Origin of the sequence: Prauserella aidingensis (assembly GCF_024171865.1) — a bacterium.
In the GTDB taxonomy this organism is placed as follows: Bacteria; Actinomycetota; Actinomycetes; order Mycobacteriales; family Pseudonocardiaceae; genus Prauserella; species Prauserella aidingensis.
The window spans coordinates 15746-28529 of the sequence record NZ_JAMTCN010000014.1 but is presented as its reverse complement, the minus strand read 5'-3'; the positions used below and the strand labels follow the sequence as shown (position 1 = coordinate 28529).

Annotated in this window: 16 protein-coding genes; 8 read left to right on the top strand and 8 right to left on the bottom strand. The window is 69.7% G+C overall.

The annotated features are described in order from the left end of the window. Positions 1-19: 19 nt before the first annotated feature. Genes LY13_RS15195 through LY13_RS15185 form a run of 3 tightly spaced genes read right to left on the bottom strand, consistent with a single transcriptional unit; the run spans position 20 to position 1613 of the window. Positions 20-859, bottom strand: a complete 840-nt coding sequence (locus LY13_RS15195; RefSeq protein WP_253829088.1) for a helix-turn-helix domain-containing protein — start codon at positions 857-859, stop codon at positions 20-22. Next, entirely contained in the window at positions 856-1359 is a 504-nt protein-coding gene (locus tag LY13_RS15190) for a DUF6879 family protein (RefSeq protein ID WP_253829087.1), read from the bottom strand. The genes LY13_RS15195 and LY13_RS15190 overlap by 4 nt, the downstream gene beginning before the upstream one ends. Positions 1360-1364: 5 nt before the next feature. Beyond that, a complete protein-coding gene (locus LY13_RS15185) occupies positions 1365-1613 on the bottom strand; it encodes a hypothetical protein (protein ID WP_253829086.1) in 249 nt (82 codons plus the stop codon). A 201-nt stretch (positions 1614-1814) separates the two neighbouring features. Here LY13_RS15185 and LY13_RS25685 point away from each other — a divergent pair, with 201 nt between their 5' ends. From LY13_RS25685 to LY13_RS15175, 3 genes are read left to right on the top strand one after another with little or no spacing between them, the layout of a single operon-like run. Next, the gene (locus tag LY13_RS25685; protein WP_301299017.1) at positions 1815-1946 is read left to right on the top strand and encodes a hypothetical protein; all 132 of its coding nucleotides are present in this window, start codon (positions 1815-1817) and stop codon (positions 1944-1946) included. Beyond that, entirely contained in the window at positions 1943-2191 is a 249-nt protein-coding gene (locus tag LY13_RS15180; RefSeq protein WP_253829085.1) for a hypothetical protein, read from the top strand. The genes LY13_RS25685 and LY13_RS15180 overlap by 4 nt, the downstream gene beginning before the upstream one ends. Next, the gene (locus LY13_RS15175; RefSeq protein WP_253829084.1) at positions 2188-2445 is read left to right on the top strand and encodes a hypothetical protein; all 258 of its coding nucleotides are present in this window, start codon (positions 2188-2190) and stop codon (positions 2443-2445) included. The genes LY13_RS15180 and LY13_RS15175 overlap by 4 nt, the downstream gene beginning before the upstream one ends. Before the next feature lie 115 nt (positions 2446-2560). On the opposite strand, the gene LY13_RS15170 is transcribed toward LY13_RS15175, so the two are convergent. Further along, complete coding sequence (locus LY13_RS15170; protein WP_253829083.1) at positions 2561-3730, bottom strand: cytochrome P450; 1170 nt, start codon at positions 3728-3730, stop codon at positions 2561-2563. A 73-nt stretch (positions 3731-3803) separates the two neighbouring features. Between LY13_RS15170 and LY13_RS15165 the strand changes: the two genes are divergently transcribed. From LY13_RS15165 to LY13_RS15150, 4 genes are all read left to right on the top strand, one after another. Next, entirely contained in the window at positions 3804-4670 is an 867-nt protein-coding gene (locus tag LY13_RS15165) for a DUF5926 family protein (protein ID WP_253829081.1), read from the top strand. Between the two features lie 12 nt (positions 4671-4682). Beyond that, positions 4683-5042 (top strand): DUF952 domain-containing protein, encoded by a 360-nt coding sequence (locus LY13_RS15160; protein WP_253829080.1) that lies wholly within the window; start codon positions 4683-4685, stop codon positions 5040-5042. 97 nt (positions 5043-5139) lie between these two features. Then, positions 5140-5652: a SigE family RNA polymerase sigma factor gene (locus tag LY13_RS15155; protein ID WP_253829079.1), complete on the top strand. Its 513-nt coding sequence runs from the start codon at positions 5140-5142 to the stop codon at positions 5650-5652. Beyond that, positions 5649-6536 carry a hypothetical protein gene (locus tag LY13_RS15150; RefSeq protein ID WP_253829077.1) on the top strand — a complete coding sequence of 296 codons (888 nt, stop codon included), beginning with the start codon at positions 5649-5651 and terminating at the stop codon, positions 6534-6536. The genes LY13_RS15155 and LY13_RS15150 overlap by 4 nt, the downstream gene beginning before the upstream one ends. A gap of 61 nt (positions 6537-6597) precedes the next feature. Here the strand turns inward: LY13_RS15150 and LY13_RS15145 are convergent, their stop codons facing one another. The 4 genes from LY13_RS15145 to LY13_RS15130 all read right to left on the bottom strand — a co-directional run bounded on the left by LY13_RS15145 (position 6598) and on the right by LY13_RS15130 (position 11983). Next, complete coding sequence (locus tag LY13_RS15145) at positions 6598-8619, bottom strand: BCCT family transporter (protein ID WP_301299015.1); 2022 nt, start codon at positions 8617-8619, stop codon at positions 6598-6600. A 380-nt stretch (positions 8620-8999) separates the two neighbouring features. After that, positions 9000-9557, bottom strand: coding sequence for a ferritin (locus LY13_RS15140; RefSeq protein WP_253829076.1), 558 nt, complete (start codon positions 9555-9557; stop codon positions 9000-9002). A gap of 269 nt (positions 9558-9826) precedes the next feature. After that, positions 9827-11083 carry an arginine deiminase gene (locus LY13_RS15135; protein ID WP_372493837.1) on the bottom strand — a complete coding sequence of 419 codons (1257 nt, stop codon included), beginning with the start codon at positions 11081-11083 and terminating at the stop codon, positions 9827-9829. A 48-nt stretch (positions 11084-11131) separates the two neighbouring features. Next, complete coding sequence (locus LY13_RS15130) at positions 11132-11983, bottom strand: helix-turn-helix transcriptional regulator (RefSeq protein WP_253829075.1); 852 nt, start codon at positions 11981-11983, stop codon at positions 11132-11134. A gap of 74 nt (positions 11984-12057) precedes the next feature. On the opposite strand from LY13_RS15130, the gene LY13_RS15125 reads away from it, so the two are divergent. Next, on the top strand, positions 12058-12774 hold the full coding sequence (locus tag LY13_RS15125) for an SDR family NAD(P)-dependent oxidoreductase (RefSeq protein WP_253829074.1): 717 nt from the start codon (positions 12058-12060) through the stop codon (positions 12772-12774). Positions 12775-12784: the final 10 nt, after the last annotated feature.

Here is a 12784-nt window from a genome sequence, read left to right as displayed (position 1 = left end):
CGACTCCGGGAGTGCGCGGTCACCCGGACGGGAGCTCGGACGCGACCCGGGTGAGGATCGCGCGGGCCGCCTCGCCTTCGGCAGCGACACCCCACAGCTGGTCGAAGTAGCGGCGGTACAGTGCCACATCGTCGGCGTCCTGGGTGGTGAACTCGGTGTTGATCAGCTCGACCGTAACGGTGTCGTCCTTCATGACGAAGTTGTGCGCGACGGCCGCTGGAAGCGGGCTGTCAAACGGGATGATGCCGAACCGCAGTGACGGCAGTCCCTGCACGGTGATCAAGCGGTCGATCTGGCCGAGCATCACAGTTGTGGGGGCGGCTGGGTGGCGCAAGACCGACTCGGCCATGAGTAGTTCGATCTGCTTCGAGTCGTCGTAGAGAACTTGCTGCCTGTCCATGCGGGCGCGCACGGCCGCGTCGGTGTCCCGTGGCGAGTCGTGCAGCTCGGCGAGTGACGCGAATACGTGACGCGCATACTCCGCGGTTTGCAGGAGACCTGGCACCAGAGCCAGCGAGAAGACGCTGATGTGGCTGGCGGCGTGGTCGGCCTGGGCGACGTTCTGCTGCAGCTGGCGATGTCCGACCCGTAGTTGTTGGGACCATCGAGCCTCTTCGATGCGGATGGCGCGCAGCTCGTTGCGTAGCTCCTCGACCTGTGCGTCATCCAGATCGAGCGCGAGCCCGAGGTCGACGAGGTCGGTGTCGGTCACCGACTGGCGCGCGTTCTCGATCTTGCTGATCTTCGACGCCTGCCACCCGAGCTGTTCGGCCAGCTGTTTTCCGGACAGACCTGCCGACCCGCGCAGGAGGCGCAACGTGTCGCCGAGCGCGAGTCGGCGCGGACTGGTGTCGGTCAACGGGTCCCTGTGAATTCGGCGGAGTGCGGGCGTGCGTGCGGCCAGACCTTATCGCGGTAGGCACGGTGCTCGGCGACGACATCCTCGTCGTCGCTGGTCTCGACCCGTGTCAACAGCTTGTTGTCGTCGAAGTGCATGATCGCGACGAGGCGGTCGTCGAACAGGTAGAAGTCGTAGCCGGGCATGGCGAGCTGCTGGGCGGTGGATTGTTGGACCCAGCGGATATCTTCGCCTGCGTCGACGTTCGGCTGCGTGTTCTCCAGCATCCACCGCAGATACTCGGTCAGCGGCTCGGTGAGCATCCGCACCCGCTGCCAAGTCTTGCCCTCGGACACGACCCCACGGATGAAGTCCAGCCAGGGTTCCTTGGCATCGAGGTCGGGTGGGAGGCCGTCACGCCACCGTTGCAGTCTGGCCTCGTCGACTGCGTACTTTCCTTGACATTCCCATCGCCACGAGCTGTGGCGGAAGGTGCGGAACAGCTCGTTCAACTCGTCCATCGGGTTCATACCTGGCGGGCCTCCTGTGGGAAGTGGCGCACGAGTTCCTTCGGGATCTCGACGACGGTCTCCCAATCCGGGATGCCGTTGTTGTGCCGACGCAGTTCGTCGAGGGCCTCCGGGTCGGTGACGATGTTGCCCTGTACGAGGAACGTGTCCCGGTTGGTCTCGTAGACGGTCGGACAGTTGCCCTCGTCCGAGCTGGTGCCGAGGAACCGGACCTTCATGTGGGTCTCGCTGTGGTCAGTGAGCATGTCATTGACATCGTCTTCGAAACTCGAGCACAGAGTAACCCTCTGGCGCATGAAATCGCCACCTCGAGATGGTCACAGTACGTGTCTATGTCCGCCCATGCGGGTATCGAGGTGCTGAAATTTCTAAAATTTCTTGAATTGCTCACCAGGTAGCCGTCACTATGGCGAGACAACACAGGAGGCCACGACAGGGAGGGCGTCATGGGGTGGATCAGCGGGGCATGTCAGCTGCCCTACGCCGCAGTCCGAACGGATGGCACACCGGCGGACGGCCGGCGCGACGAGCACGAACGTCTCGACGAGCACGACCACGAGCATGAGGACGACGAGTGATCGCCCGCGACCGCGACCTGCTCAGCCGGCTCGGACAGGTCAATGCGGGCCTCGGCGAGGCCGTGGTCGAGTTGATGACACGTCAGGACGGTGGCGAGCTGGCCGCGGGCGACGTGCGCGAGCTGGCCGAGCGGCTCGGCGGGATGGCTGCGGAGCTGTACCGGCGCGCCGCCGAACTCGAAGGCGGTGCTACCCCGGCGCGCGTGGTGATCGACGCGCAGCAGGCCGCAGGGGTGCCGACGTGAGCCGCGAAGTCGACGAGCCGACACCGGCCGCGGCCGACCCGGACGTCCCCGATCTCGACACCGTGCCCGGCTGGCGCCCGGTCGTGGCAGGCGTGCGCCATATCGGCGGCGCCGCCGGCGAGCCGTCCCTCGGCGTCCTTGTCGAGATGCTGTGCGGTCGACAGGTCACCGTGCCGCGGCGTCGCTGGCGCCGCCCGCACCCGGCGTTGTTCGACTGCAGTGCGTGCTGGCACGTGTGGCTCGGCATCGACTGATCTCGCCTGCCCGGCCGGTGACCCCCCGCCCTCCCGGCCGGGCAGGCGCACCAGTCTCAGCAGCCGGTGTCGTCGCCGGTCGTGGCCGACGATCGACGAAACTTGCCGGCGTTCCTCACTCGGTCGTGACGGGGAAGTCGCGCAGGCCGCGGATGACGAACTCCTCCCTGCGTTGCGGCTCCCCGGCGAACCGCAGGCCGGGCAGCCGCGTCACGAGCGCCTCCAGCGCCGCGGCGATCTCGATCCGCGCCAGCGGGGCGCCGAGGCAGTAGTGGATACCGCCGCCGAAACCCAGGTGCGGGTTCTTCTCCCGCGTGATGTCGAGCGTGTCCGGTGCGTCGAACACCTCCGGATCCCGCGCGGCGGCCCCGAGCAGCGCGGCGATCTTCGCGCCCTCGGGGACGGCGACACCCGCGATCTCCACGTCGGCGGTCGCCGTGCGCTCGAACAGCTGCAACGGGGAGTCGAACCGGATCAGCTCCTCGGTCGCCGTCGGCGCCAGGTCCGGGTCGGCGACCAGCAGGTCCCACTGGTCGCGGTGGGTGAGCAGCGCGCGCACCCCGTTGCCGATGACGTTGACCGTGGCCTCGTGGCCCGCCATCAACAGCAGCACCGCGGTCGCAACCGCCTCGTCACCGGTCAGCTCGCCGACCGCGAGGTGACTCAGCAGGTCGTCGCCCGGTTCGTCGGCCCGCTCGTCGACCAGGCCGCGCAGATAGCCCGCGAACGCCTCGGCGCCGCGTTCGGCCTCGGCACGCCTGTCGGCGGGCAGGCCGTACTCGTACATCTTGACGATCGCGTTGCTCCACTCGACCAGCTGCGGTCCCGCATCCTCGGGCACGCCCAGCAGCTCGGCGATCACCGCGACCGGCAGCGGCTGCGCCAGATGTTCCAGCAGGTCGGCCTCGCCGTCGGCCTCGATCGCCGTGGCCAGCGTGTCGACCATGCGCCCGGCCAGCGCCTGCACGGTCGGCCGCAGCCGCTCCACGTGCCCCCGCGCGAACGCGCGCGACACCAGCTTGCGCAACCGGGTGTGCGCGGGCGGTTCGTTCTCCAACAGCGAGTTGCGGTGGAGCATGTTGAACGAGGCGAACTGCTCCAGTGGCGTGGCGTCGGACCAGATGCGGCCGAGCGACCGGTGCCGCAGCACCGCGGAGGCGGCCTCGTGGGACACCGCGACCGCCAGCCCGAGGCCGTCGTGGTGGTGCACGCCTCCTGAGCTGCGCAACCGGGCGAACTCGGGGTACGGATCGGCGAGGAAAGCGGGATCTGCGGGATCGAACACCCGCCGACAGTAACCGAATCGCCGGTCGAGTAGCGTTTTCCGCCAGGCGAACCACGACCGGGAGGCGAGCGCAGTGGGCAAGGCCGCGCGGAAGAAGGAGCGCAAGGAGAAGGTCCGCGACGTATTCGTCGGGCGGCCGTTCGAGGGCCTGACGGCCGAGCCGGAGCTCATCGCGATGCGCGAGTTCGTGCCGTCCGCGACCGCGACCCTGCCGCTGGCGGGCGAGCACGGCGACCGCACGGTGACGATCGCGTCGGTGCTGCCCATGGCCGCGGCGGCGTTCGTGCGCGCCGACGGCGAGGTCTTCGTCGGACTGCAGGTGCAGACCCGTTCCGGGGACATCAGCCGTGACCTGGGCCGGGCGTTGTCGTGGGCGCTGTCCGCGCAGCCCGGCGAGGTGCTGTCGGTCGCCGACACACGCAGCCCGTCCCGGCCCGGTGAGCGATTGCAGGACCTGCTCGACCCGTCCGCCGACCTCGACGTCCAGGTCCACCAGGACTTCTCGTGGTGGCTGCCCGAGGGCGAGGAGCCGACGGGCGAGGTCGCGATGTCGCTGCAGCGCGCCAACGAGGCCATCATGCCGACCGAACGGCTCGCGTCGGGCGCCTACTGGGTGCTGGCAGGGGAGAAGGCGCACCTGCGGTGGGTGTGGCCCGCCGAGGAGAACCGCCTGATGCAAGCGCTTGCGCGACTGTCCGCGGCGGGCACGCTCACGCTCGGCGACGACACGAAGTTCGCGGGCTCGTTCCGCGCCCACGGGCTGCTGGTTCCGGTGTGGGACCTGGACCCGGAGGCGCACGCGCGCGAGTGGGCCGACGCGGCGCAGGCGCTCGGTGCTCGCCTGACGGAGGCGTCCGCCTCGTTCGACGACACCCCGCTGGACGCCGCCGAGCGCCGGGCCCGCGACGGGCTGATCGGCCGGCAGTTCACGCTGCGCTGAGGCGGTGCGCCGATGATTCTCCACATCTGCCCCGAAGCCGATTGGGCCGCGGTCCCCGCAGGTGGGGAGTACCGTCCCGCCTCGCTCGACGACGTCGGCTTCGTCCACTGCAGCGACTTCGGCACCGTGCAGTTCCCCGCCGAGCGCGTGTTCGCAGGCCGCACCGACCTGGTGCTGCTCGTGATCGACCCGGCCCGCCTCGACGCACCGCTGCGCTGGGAGCCTGCCGACCCGCCCGAACCGGGTGCGCCGTGGTTCCCACACGTCTACGGTCCGATACCGGCTGCGGCCGTCGTGGCCACGTGCGCGTTCCCTCCCGAGGCGGACGGCACCTTCCGGCTGCCGAAGGCGCTGCACGAGTACCCGGGCTGACGGGCGGCGATCTCCGGCGCCGATGCAGGCGTGACCACCTGGCGGCGCGCCGCCGGGCAGCAACGAGGCGAGCGGGTCGTAACGAGGGAGGACGTTCGTGACGAACGACCTCGCGGGCTTCGCCGAGTTCGTCGAGGCGAACCTCGCCGGGCTGATGCGCTACGGGCACGCCCTGACCGGCAACCCGCACGACGCCGCCGACCTGGTGCAGACGGTGCTGGAGAAGATCGGTTCGCGCTGGTCGAGCGTGCAGCGCAAGACCACGGACCCGGTCGCCTACGTCCGCCGTTCCATGGCCAACGCCCACATCAGCCGCTGGCGCAAGCACCGGCGGGAGAACCTGGTCGCGGACCTGCCGGAGACCCGCGGTACGCCGCCCGTCGACCCGCTCGAACACGAACCGCTGTGGCGGGCGCTGAAAGATCTGCCGCCGAGGCAACGCGCCGTCATCGTGCTGCGTTATTACGAAGGACTGTCCGAAGCCGAGATCGCCGACTCGCTCGGCGTGTCGGCCGGGACCGTCAAGAGCCAGGCCAGCAAGGCGCTCGCCACGCTGCGCACCCGGCTCGGTGACGACGACCCGGACTCGGAGGGGAGGGCGACGATATGACAGGCGCGGACGACGCCGACCGGGACGCCGAGCGCGGCGATGCCGAGGTCGGCGACCGGTTGCGGCGGCTGTTCGACGACACGGCGCTCGGCGCCGTCCGGGCCCCGGACCCCGACGCGGTCGTCGCAGGCGCGCGACGTCGCAGGCGCAGGCGCGCGACGGCAGGCGCGTGCGCGGGCGTGGTCGTGACGCTCGGTGTCGTGGCCGGCGGGTTGGTGCTGTCGGGCGCAGGTGGCCGTCCGGGCCCCGACGACATCACCGCCGCCGACAGTTCCGGTCCCATCGCGCGGTCGACCGACGTGTCGGTTCCGCGGGACCCGAGCCGCCCCGTCGACGAGGTGCCGCCGCCCGGTCTCACGACGGTCGAGTCCCCACCCGGTACGGCCCCGACGTCGCTGCCGCGGACGGCTCCGCCGAACCGGTCGGCACTCCCGCCGAGCATGCGGCCGTCGTCGGCGGGCAGCACCGTCGCCGAACGCCCCGAGCGGCTGCCGTTGGGCGTCTCGGGCCAGGAACCCCTGACGCTGCTGATGACCTACGACGAGGCGGTGGCCACCGGCGCGATGGACCCCGGCGACGGTCCGCCCGCGCAGGGCCGGTGCCGCGCCTACGACGTGTCGGGGCCCGGAATCTCACAGGTCGCGATCCGCGGCGGGCACGGCATCGTGCGATTCCAGGCCGGCGACTCGCCGACGCCGGAGGGGATCGGCGTCGGCTCACCGGTGTCGGAGCTGAACCGGGCGTATCCGGAGTCGGAGCGCCGGGGTGAGCAGCAGCGGGTGCGTTCGAATCCCGACGCCGATTCGCAGTACGTCTTCGGTGTCGGCGGCGACCGCGTCACCACGCTGCGGCTGACCGTGCCCGATCCCGAGGTCAGCTGCTGAGAACGCGCCGACGCCGGCGGCGAGGCCGGACGTCGTGCGGGGCCGCTCGTACCGGCATGAGCTAGTCCGGAGCCGGGCCGCCCGGCGGTCCGCCCCCGGGCCGGTCGCTTCCACCCGACGGGCCACCTGCCGAGCCTTCGTCTCCCGGCGGAGCGTCTCCCGACGGGTTGCCTCCGGGTTGGCCGCCTCCGCCTCCCGGTCGGCCGCCTGTGCCGCCGCCCGGACCGGAGCCGGACGGACGCTGCCGTCCACGACGCCGGGCGCGGGAGAGCGTGCTGATCGGGGTCCGCTTGTCCGTCCGGCTCCAGATCCCGGTCGTGGTCGACAGCGCGTAGTCGATGCGCTGGTCGACCTGCTCCCCGAAGTGCCGGTCGAAGTCCTGCGACAGTTCTCCGGCGAGCTCGCGGCGGTAGAGCCGTCGTTCGACTCTGACGATCTCGCGGTGTTCGGCGTTGAGCGCCTTGTACAACGCCACAGCCATCGCGACGAGTACGACGGCGAACGGTAGCCCTGTGGACACGGCGCCGGCCTGCAACGCCGACAGCCCCTCGTCACCGCCTGCGAGCAGCAGCCCGATGGCCACGAGTCCTTCGAGCGACGCGAACAGCACCCGACTCCAGACGGGCGGGTCGGGATGTCCACCCGAGGCGAGCATGTCGACCACGAGCGAACCCGAGTCCGAGGACGTGACGAAGAAGATGACCACCAGGATGATCGCGATGACGGACAGGATCGTCCCCAACGGCAGGCCCCGCAGCGTGTCGAACAGGGCTTCCTCCGCGACCACGCCGCCTTCGGGTACGAGGTCACCCTGCCGCTCCTGCCGGTCGATGGCCGTGCCGCCCATCACCGTGAACCACAGGAAGCCCACGATGGTGGGAACGAGCAGCGCGCCTGCGACGAACTCACGGACCGTGCGGCCGCGCGAGATCCGGGCGATGAACACGCCGACGAACGGGGCCCAGGCGATCCACCAGCCCCAGTAGAAGATCGTCCAGCTGGCGCCCCAGTCGATGCCCTCGTCGCCGGTGTAGGCGAAGGCGTCGAACGTCATCGGCAGCACGTTGGCGAGGTAGGACCCGAGGGACTGCACGAAGTCCCTGGCGAGGAACAGCGTCGGACCCAGCATCAGCACGGCGATCAGGAACACGCCTGCCAGCGACAGGTTGAAGTTCGACAGCCACCGGATGCCGCGGCCGACGCCGCTGACCACCGACACGATCGCCACGAGGGTGATGCCCACGATCAGTGCGACGAGCAGGACGTTGTCGGCCTGGTCGACCACGCCGATCTCGCTCAGCCCGGTGGCGACCTGCGTCACGCCGAGCCCGAGCGACGTCGCCACACCGAACAACGTTCCGACGACCGCCAGTACGTCGATCACGTCGCCGGCCCAGCCCTTGACCCTGTCCCCGAGCAGCGGCTCCAGTGCCCAGCGGATGGACACCGGGCGGCCTTTGCGATGAATCGCGTAGGCGAGGGACAGGCCGACGATGACGTAGACGGCCCAAGGGTGGAATCCCCAGTGCAGGAAGGTCTGCGCCATGGCCTGCGACGCGCGTTCGGCGGAACCGCCGTCGACGCCGGGCTTCGGGTCGGAGAAAAACGTCAGCGGCTCGCCGACCCCGTAGAAGACGAGCCCGATCCCCATACCGGCGGCGAACAGCATGGTGAACCAGGAGAACAGGCCGAACTCGGGTTCTTCGCCGTCCTTGCCGAGGGTGATGTCGCCGAACCGGCTGGCGCCGAGGAAGATCGCGAAAAGGACGAACCCCGCGATCGCCAGCGTGTAGAACCAGCCGAACCCGCTGACGATCCCGCCCTGGACCGAGTTCCAGAGCTCGCCTGCCGTGTCGGGCGCGATGACGGAGAACAGCGCGATGGCCGCGACGATGATCAGGCTCGGCCAGAAGACGGAGGGCGCGATCCCGCCGCGGCCCAGCCGCACGCCCTGGCTGCGCAGCTGCCGCTCGATCTCGGCGTCAGTCGTGTCGCTGTGGGTGATGCTCTGTTGTGCGGCGTGGCCCGCCGGGGCGGCCTCGTCACCGGAAGGTGCACTGCCGCCGCTGTACGACTCGCTCATGGTGCCCTGCCTCCCATCGACCGTGTTCCCCGGCCGAGCGCAGATGCTCTCGAACTCAAATCTACGGTGGGGGTGAACTCACGACGGGGCAAGTCGGAGGGCCGAGACTCGACGGACCCGTTCGGTGAAAACGGCCGGGAGGAGAGTGTCACCGGCCGCTTGCATGATCGCCCGCGACCCGGCGTCGGCGTACGGGTGCCCAACATTGTGGCCCCCCACCGTGGTGACCGGAGAATCGGACGAACCGCGTGCGAACAATGCGAAAAAGGGGCGGCGCTCCTCGGGGTCGATCCGTGATCCGAATCGACCGCGAGGGGCGCCGCCCCTTCGGTTCTCGAACGCTGCTGCGGAAGTGCTGCGCGCGTGCCCGACGCGAAGCGTCAGAGCTTGCCGCCCGCGACCTCCGGCATGTCGTCGTCATCGGCGTCGCCGCGCAGGTGCTTGTGCACGAAGCGCTCGACCTCGAACAGGTTGCCGTCGGCGCGCTCGAACACGTTCACGAGCGTGCTCATCGTCGCGACCTCCTCGACCTGCTCCTTGAGGAACCACTGCATGAACTGCTCGCCGAGGAAGTCGTCCTCGGAGCGGGCGGCCTTCGTCAGCGTTTTGATGTCGCTGGTGACCTCCTTCTCCTGCTCCAGGGCCAGCTCGGCCAGCTCCTTGGCGCTCGAGAACTCGTTGCGCACCTCGCCCGTGCCGGGGATGGTCACGTGGTGGTCGGTGTCCATCATGTACTGGACCAGCGCCATGGCGTGGTTGCGCTCCTCGATGGCCTGCGCATAGAAGAACTTCGCGAGCTCGGGCAGGTCCTCGTTGTCGAACCACACGCCCAGCGCGGTGTACTGCTGCGAGGCGTGGAACTCGTTGTGGACCTGACCCTGCAGCAATTCGTAGAACTTGGAACGCGGCTGCTTGGAATCCTGCTTCGTCGTGGGCATGCATTCAATGTACGCCCATCGATCCATATTTTTCCAGCGGGGGTCTGGTGATCCGGGACGCATTTGCCTACAATTCCTTAGCCAAGGGTGATCTAAATAAATTAAGGCTCACCTAAGATTAAATGAGCCTCACCTAAGTGGCCCGGAATCACTTAGGTGAGGCTCAACTGTGTCCGGTCCGATCGAATGTCCCCCGTTCGGGGAATGAATCACGGTGGGCGACGGAAATGTCGCGAAGTGATCACCGATCCGGGTCGTCGGGTGCCGGGTCAGGGCGTGCCCGGGAGCGGACCTCGCGCGATGGGGCAGGACATGCAGCGCGGTCCTCCGCGACCCGACCCGAGTTCGGATCCGGCGATGGCCAGCACCTCGATGCCGGCCTCCTCGAGGCGGGCGTTCGTCTGGGTGTTGCGCTCGTATCCGACGACGACGCCGGGTGCGAGCGCGAGCGTGTTGTTGCCGTCGTCCCACTGCTCCCGTTCGGCGGTCACCGGGTCGAGGCCGGTGTCGATCACCCGCAGGTGATCGATGCCCATCGCGGAGGCCGCCGCGTCGAGGAACGGCTCGGGACCGTCCACCCGGAGTCCGAGGGTGCCGTCGACGGCGACGTCGCCCGGCCGCATCGTGTACGCGACGAGCGAATCGCGGGCGAGCGGGTACATGACGACGGCGTCGGGGCCGACCATGGTGCACACGGTGTCCAGGTGCATCGTCGCGCGGTTCTGTGCGATCGGGACGGCCAGCACCGTGTGTGCGATGCCGTCGGCGAACACCGACCGTGCGAGCGACTCGGCCCCCGCGGCCGTCGTGCGTTCGCCGACGCCCACGGCCAGGACGCCCGGTGCCAGCAGCAGCACGTCGCCGCCTTCGACCGGGGCCGAATGCGCTCCGTACGCACGCGCCGCCCCGCGGAACCGCGGGTGATACGCGTAGGCGAGGTCGAGCAGTGCCGTCTCCCTGCCCCGCGCGGGCATCGCGAGCGACGAGATCGCCACGCGGTCGGCGATCCACGCCGACGAGTCACGCGTGAACAGCAGGTTCGGCAGCGGGTCGACCACGAAGTCGTGCGCGTGGTGCATCTTCCGCACCAACGAGGCGCCCTCGGATGCGGGTAGCTCCTCGAACGTCATCCCGCATATGAGTGCCTCTCGCAGCGCTCCCGCGTCCAGGCCGGACAGGTGGGACCGCAGCGTGTCCGCCAGTTCGGTGCCGAGGCGTCGTTCGTCGACCGCGGTGTGCACCCCCGCCGCGTGCGCCCGTGGGTCGGCCAGCGACTCCTCGAGGACGTCGGCGAGCAGCAGCACCTCCACCCCGCGTGAGGTGAGTACCTCGGCGAAGGCGTCGTGCTCCTGCTGTGCGCGTTCGACCCACGGGATCGAGTCGAAGAGCAGTTGGTCGTTGTTGCGCGGCGTGAGCCTCGTGAGCTCGCCGCCGGGCCGGTGCAGCAGGACCGACCGCAGTGGGCCGACCTCGCTGTCGACGCCCGGCGCGATCGCGGTCGTGTCGTCGTGGCCCGGGCCGGTGATCGTGTTGGCTGTGTTCGTCACCCGCGTGAGCGTAGTGATGTCGTGTGGTCACGGCTGCGTCTCCGGCCGAGGCGGCCACCGGCCGGAGAGAGTGTCCGGCGAGGGGCGCCTTTCCAGGTGCGCGAGCGCATCGGCGGTTGCCGAGCCCGGATCGGCCGTCACGAGGACGATCTCCTGGTCTTCCTCGTGGACGGGCAGCACGTCGCAGTTCAACTGCAGCGCGCCGACGTCAGGGTGCAGCAGCGTTTTGCGGCGATGCCCTGGTGCCGGAGCCGGATGCCGATGCCAGAGCTCACGGAACTCACGGCTTTCGGACCGCAGCTCCGCGACCAGCCGCGCCAGCCGTTCGTCCTGCGGATAGCGCGCGTGTGAGGCACGGAGGCGAGCGGCAGCGATCGGCCCGAACGGCTGTGTTTCCGGGTGCATCGCGGGCGCGAGGCCGAGGAAGTGCCGGCGGGCGAGGTTGGGTTCACCGTGCAGCTCGCCGAGCAGCGCTTCGGCGAGGGGATTCCAGGCGAGGACGTCGTAGGACGCATCTGTGACCACGGTCGCCGTGCCCGGGATGCGGTTCAGCATCGTGGCCACGTGCGGTCGGACGACGCGTGCAGGATGCTGCGGCGGCATCGCGTGCGTGCCGGCGAGGCGGAACAAGTGCATTCGTTCGGCCGAGGTGAGGCCGAGTGCCTCGGCGAGTGCGTCCAGTATCCGCGGCGACGGTCGTGGTCCGCGAGCCTGCTCGAGCCGGGTGTAGTAGTCGACCGACATGTGCGCGAGCTCGGCCACCTCGTCGCGGCGCAGTCCTGGCGTGCGCCGGTGCGTGACCGACGGAAGGCTCGCGTCGGCCGGTGTGCGCCGCGTGCGACGAGTGCGCAGGAAGTCCGCGAGTTCCGCGCGCGACATGCCGCCTCCGATCGCGGGTGGGAGGGATCGTTGATACCTGGTTGGCGGGCCGGGGCGATGCCACCGTCCACGGTATGAACACTACGACAGCCCTGGTCACGGGTGCGAACAAGGGAATCGGCAAGGAGATTGCCCGCCAGCTGGTCGCCGACGGGTGGACCGTCCACGTCGGGTCCCGCGACGTCGAACGCGGCAGGACGGCCGTCGACGAGCTCGGCGGCGGCGCCGTGCCGTTGCAGCTCGACGTCACCGACTCCGGCAGTGTCGCGGACGCGGCCAGGGTCGTCACCACGCTCGACGTCCTGATCAACAACGCCGGGGTCTCGGACACGTTCGCCGAGGCGCCGGACATGGACGTGGACGACCTGCGGCGTGTCTACGAGACCAACGTGTTCGGCGTTGCAGCCGTCACCAACGCGTTCCTGCCTGCGTTGCGACGCTCGCCGCATCCGCGCATCGTCAACGTCTCCAGTGGGACCGGGTCGCTGACCTGGAGTGTGGAGATCAATCCCCAGTTCACCCCGGACGGTGGAGCGGCAGCTGCCTACCGCTCGTCCAAGACGGCCCTCAACGCCCTCACTGTCTTCTACGCCAGGAGCTTGTCCGGCGACGGGTTCAAGGTCAACGCGCTCGCTCCGGGAATCCGGGCCACCGAGCTCAACGCGCGGGCGGCCGAGGCAGGCGGCGACCCGGCCGAGGCGGCTCTCGCGGCCGTGCGGCTGGCCCGGCTGTCCGACGACGGGCCGACCGGCGCGTTCTTCTCCTGGGACGGAACAGCCGTGCCGTGGTGACCGCAGCGGC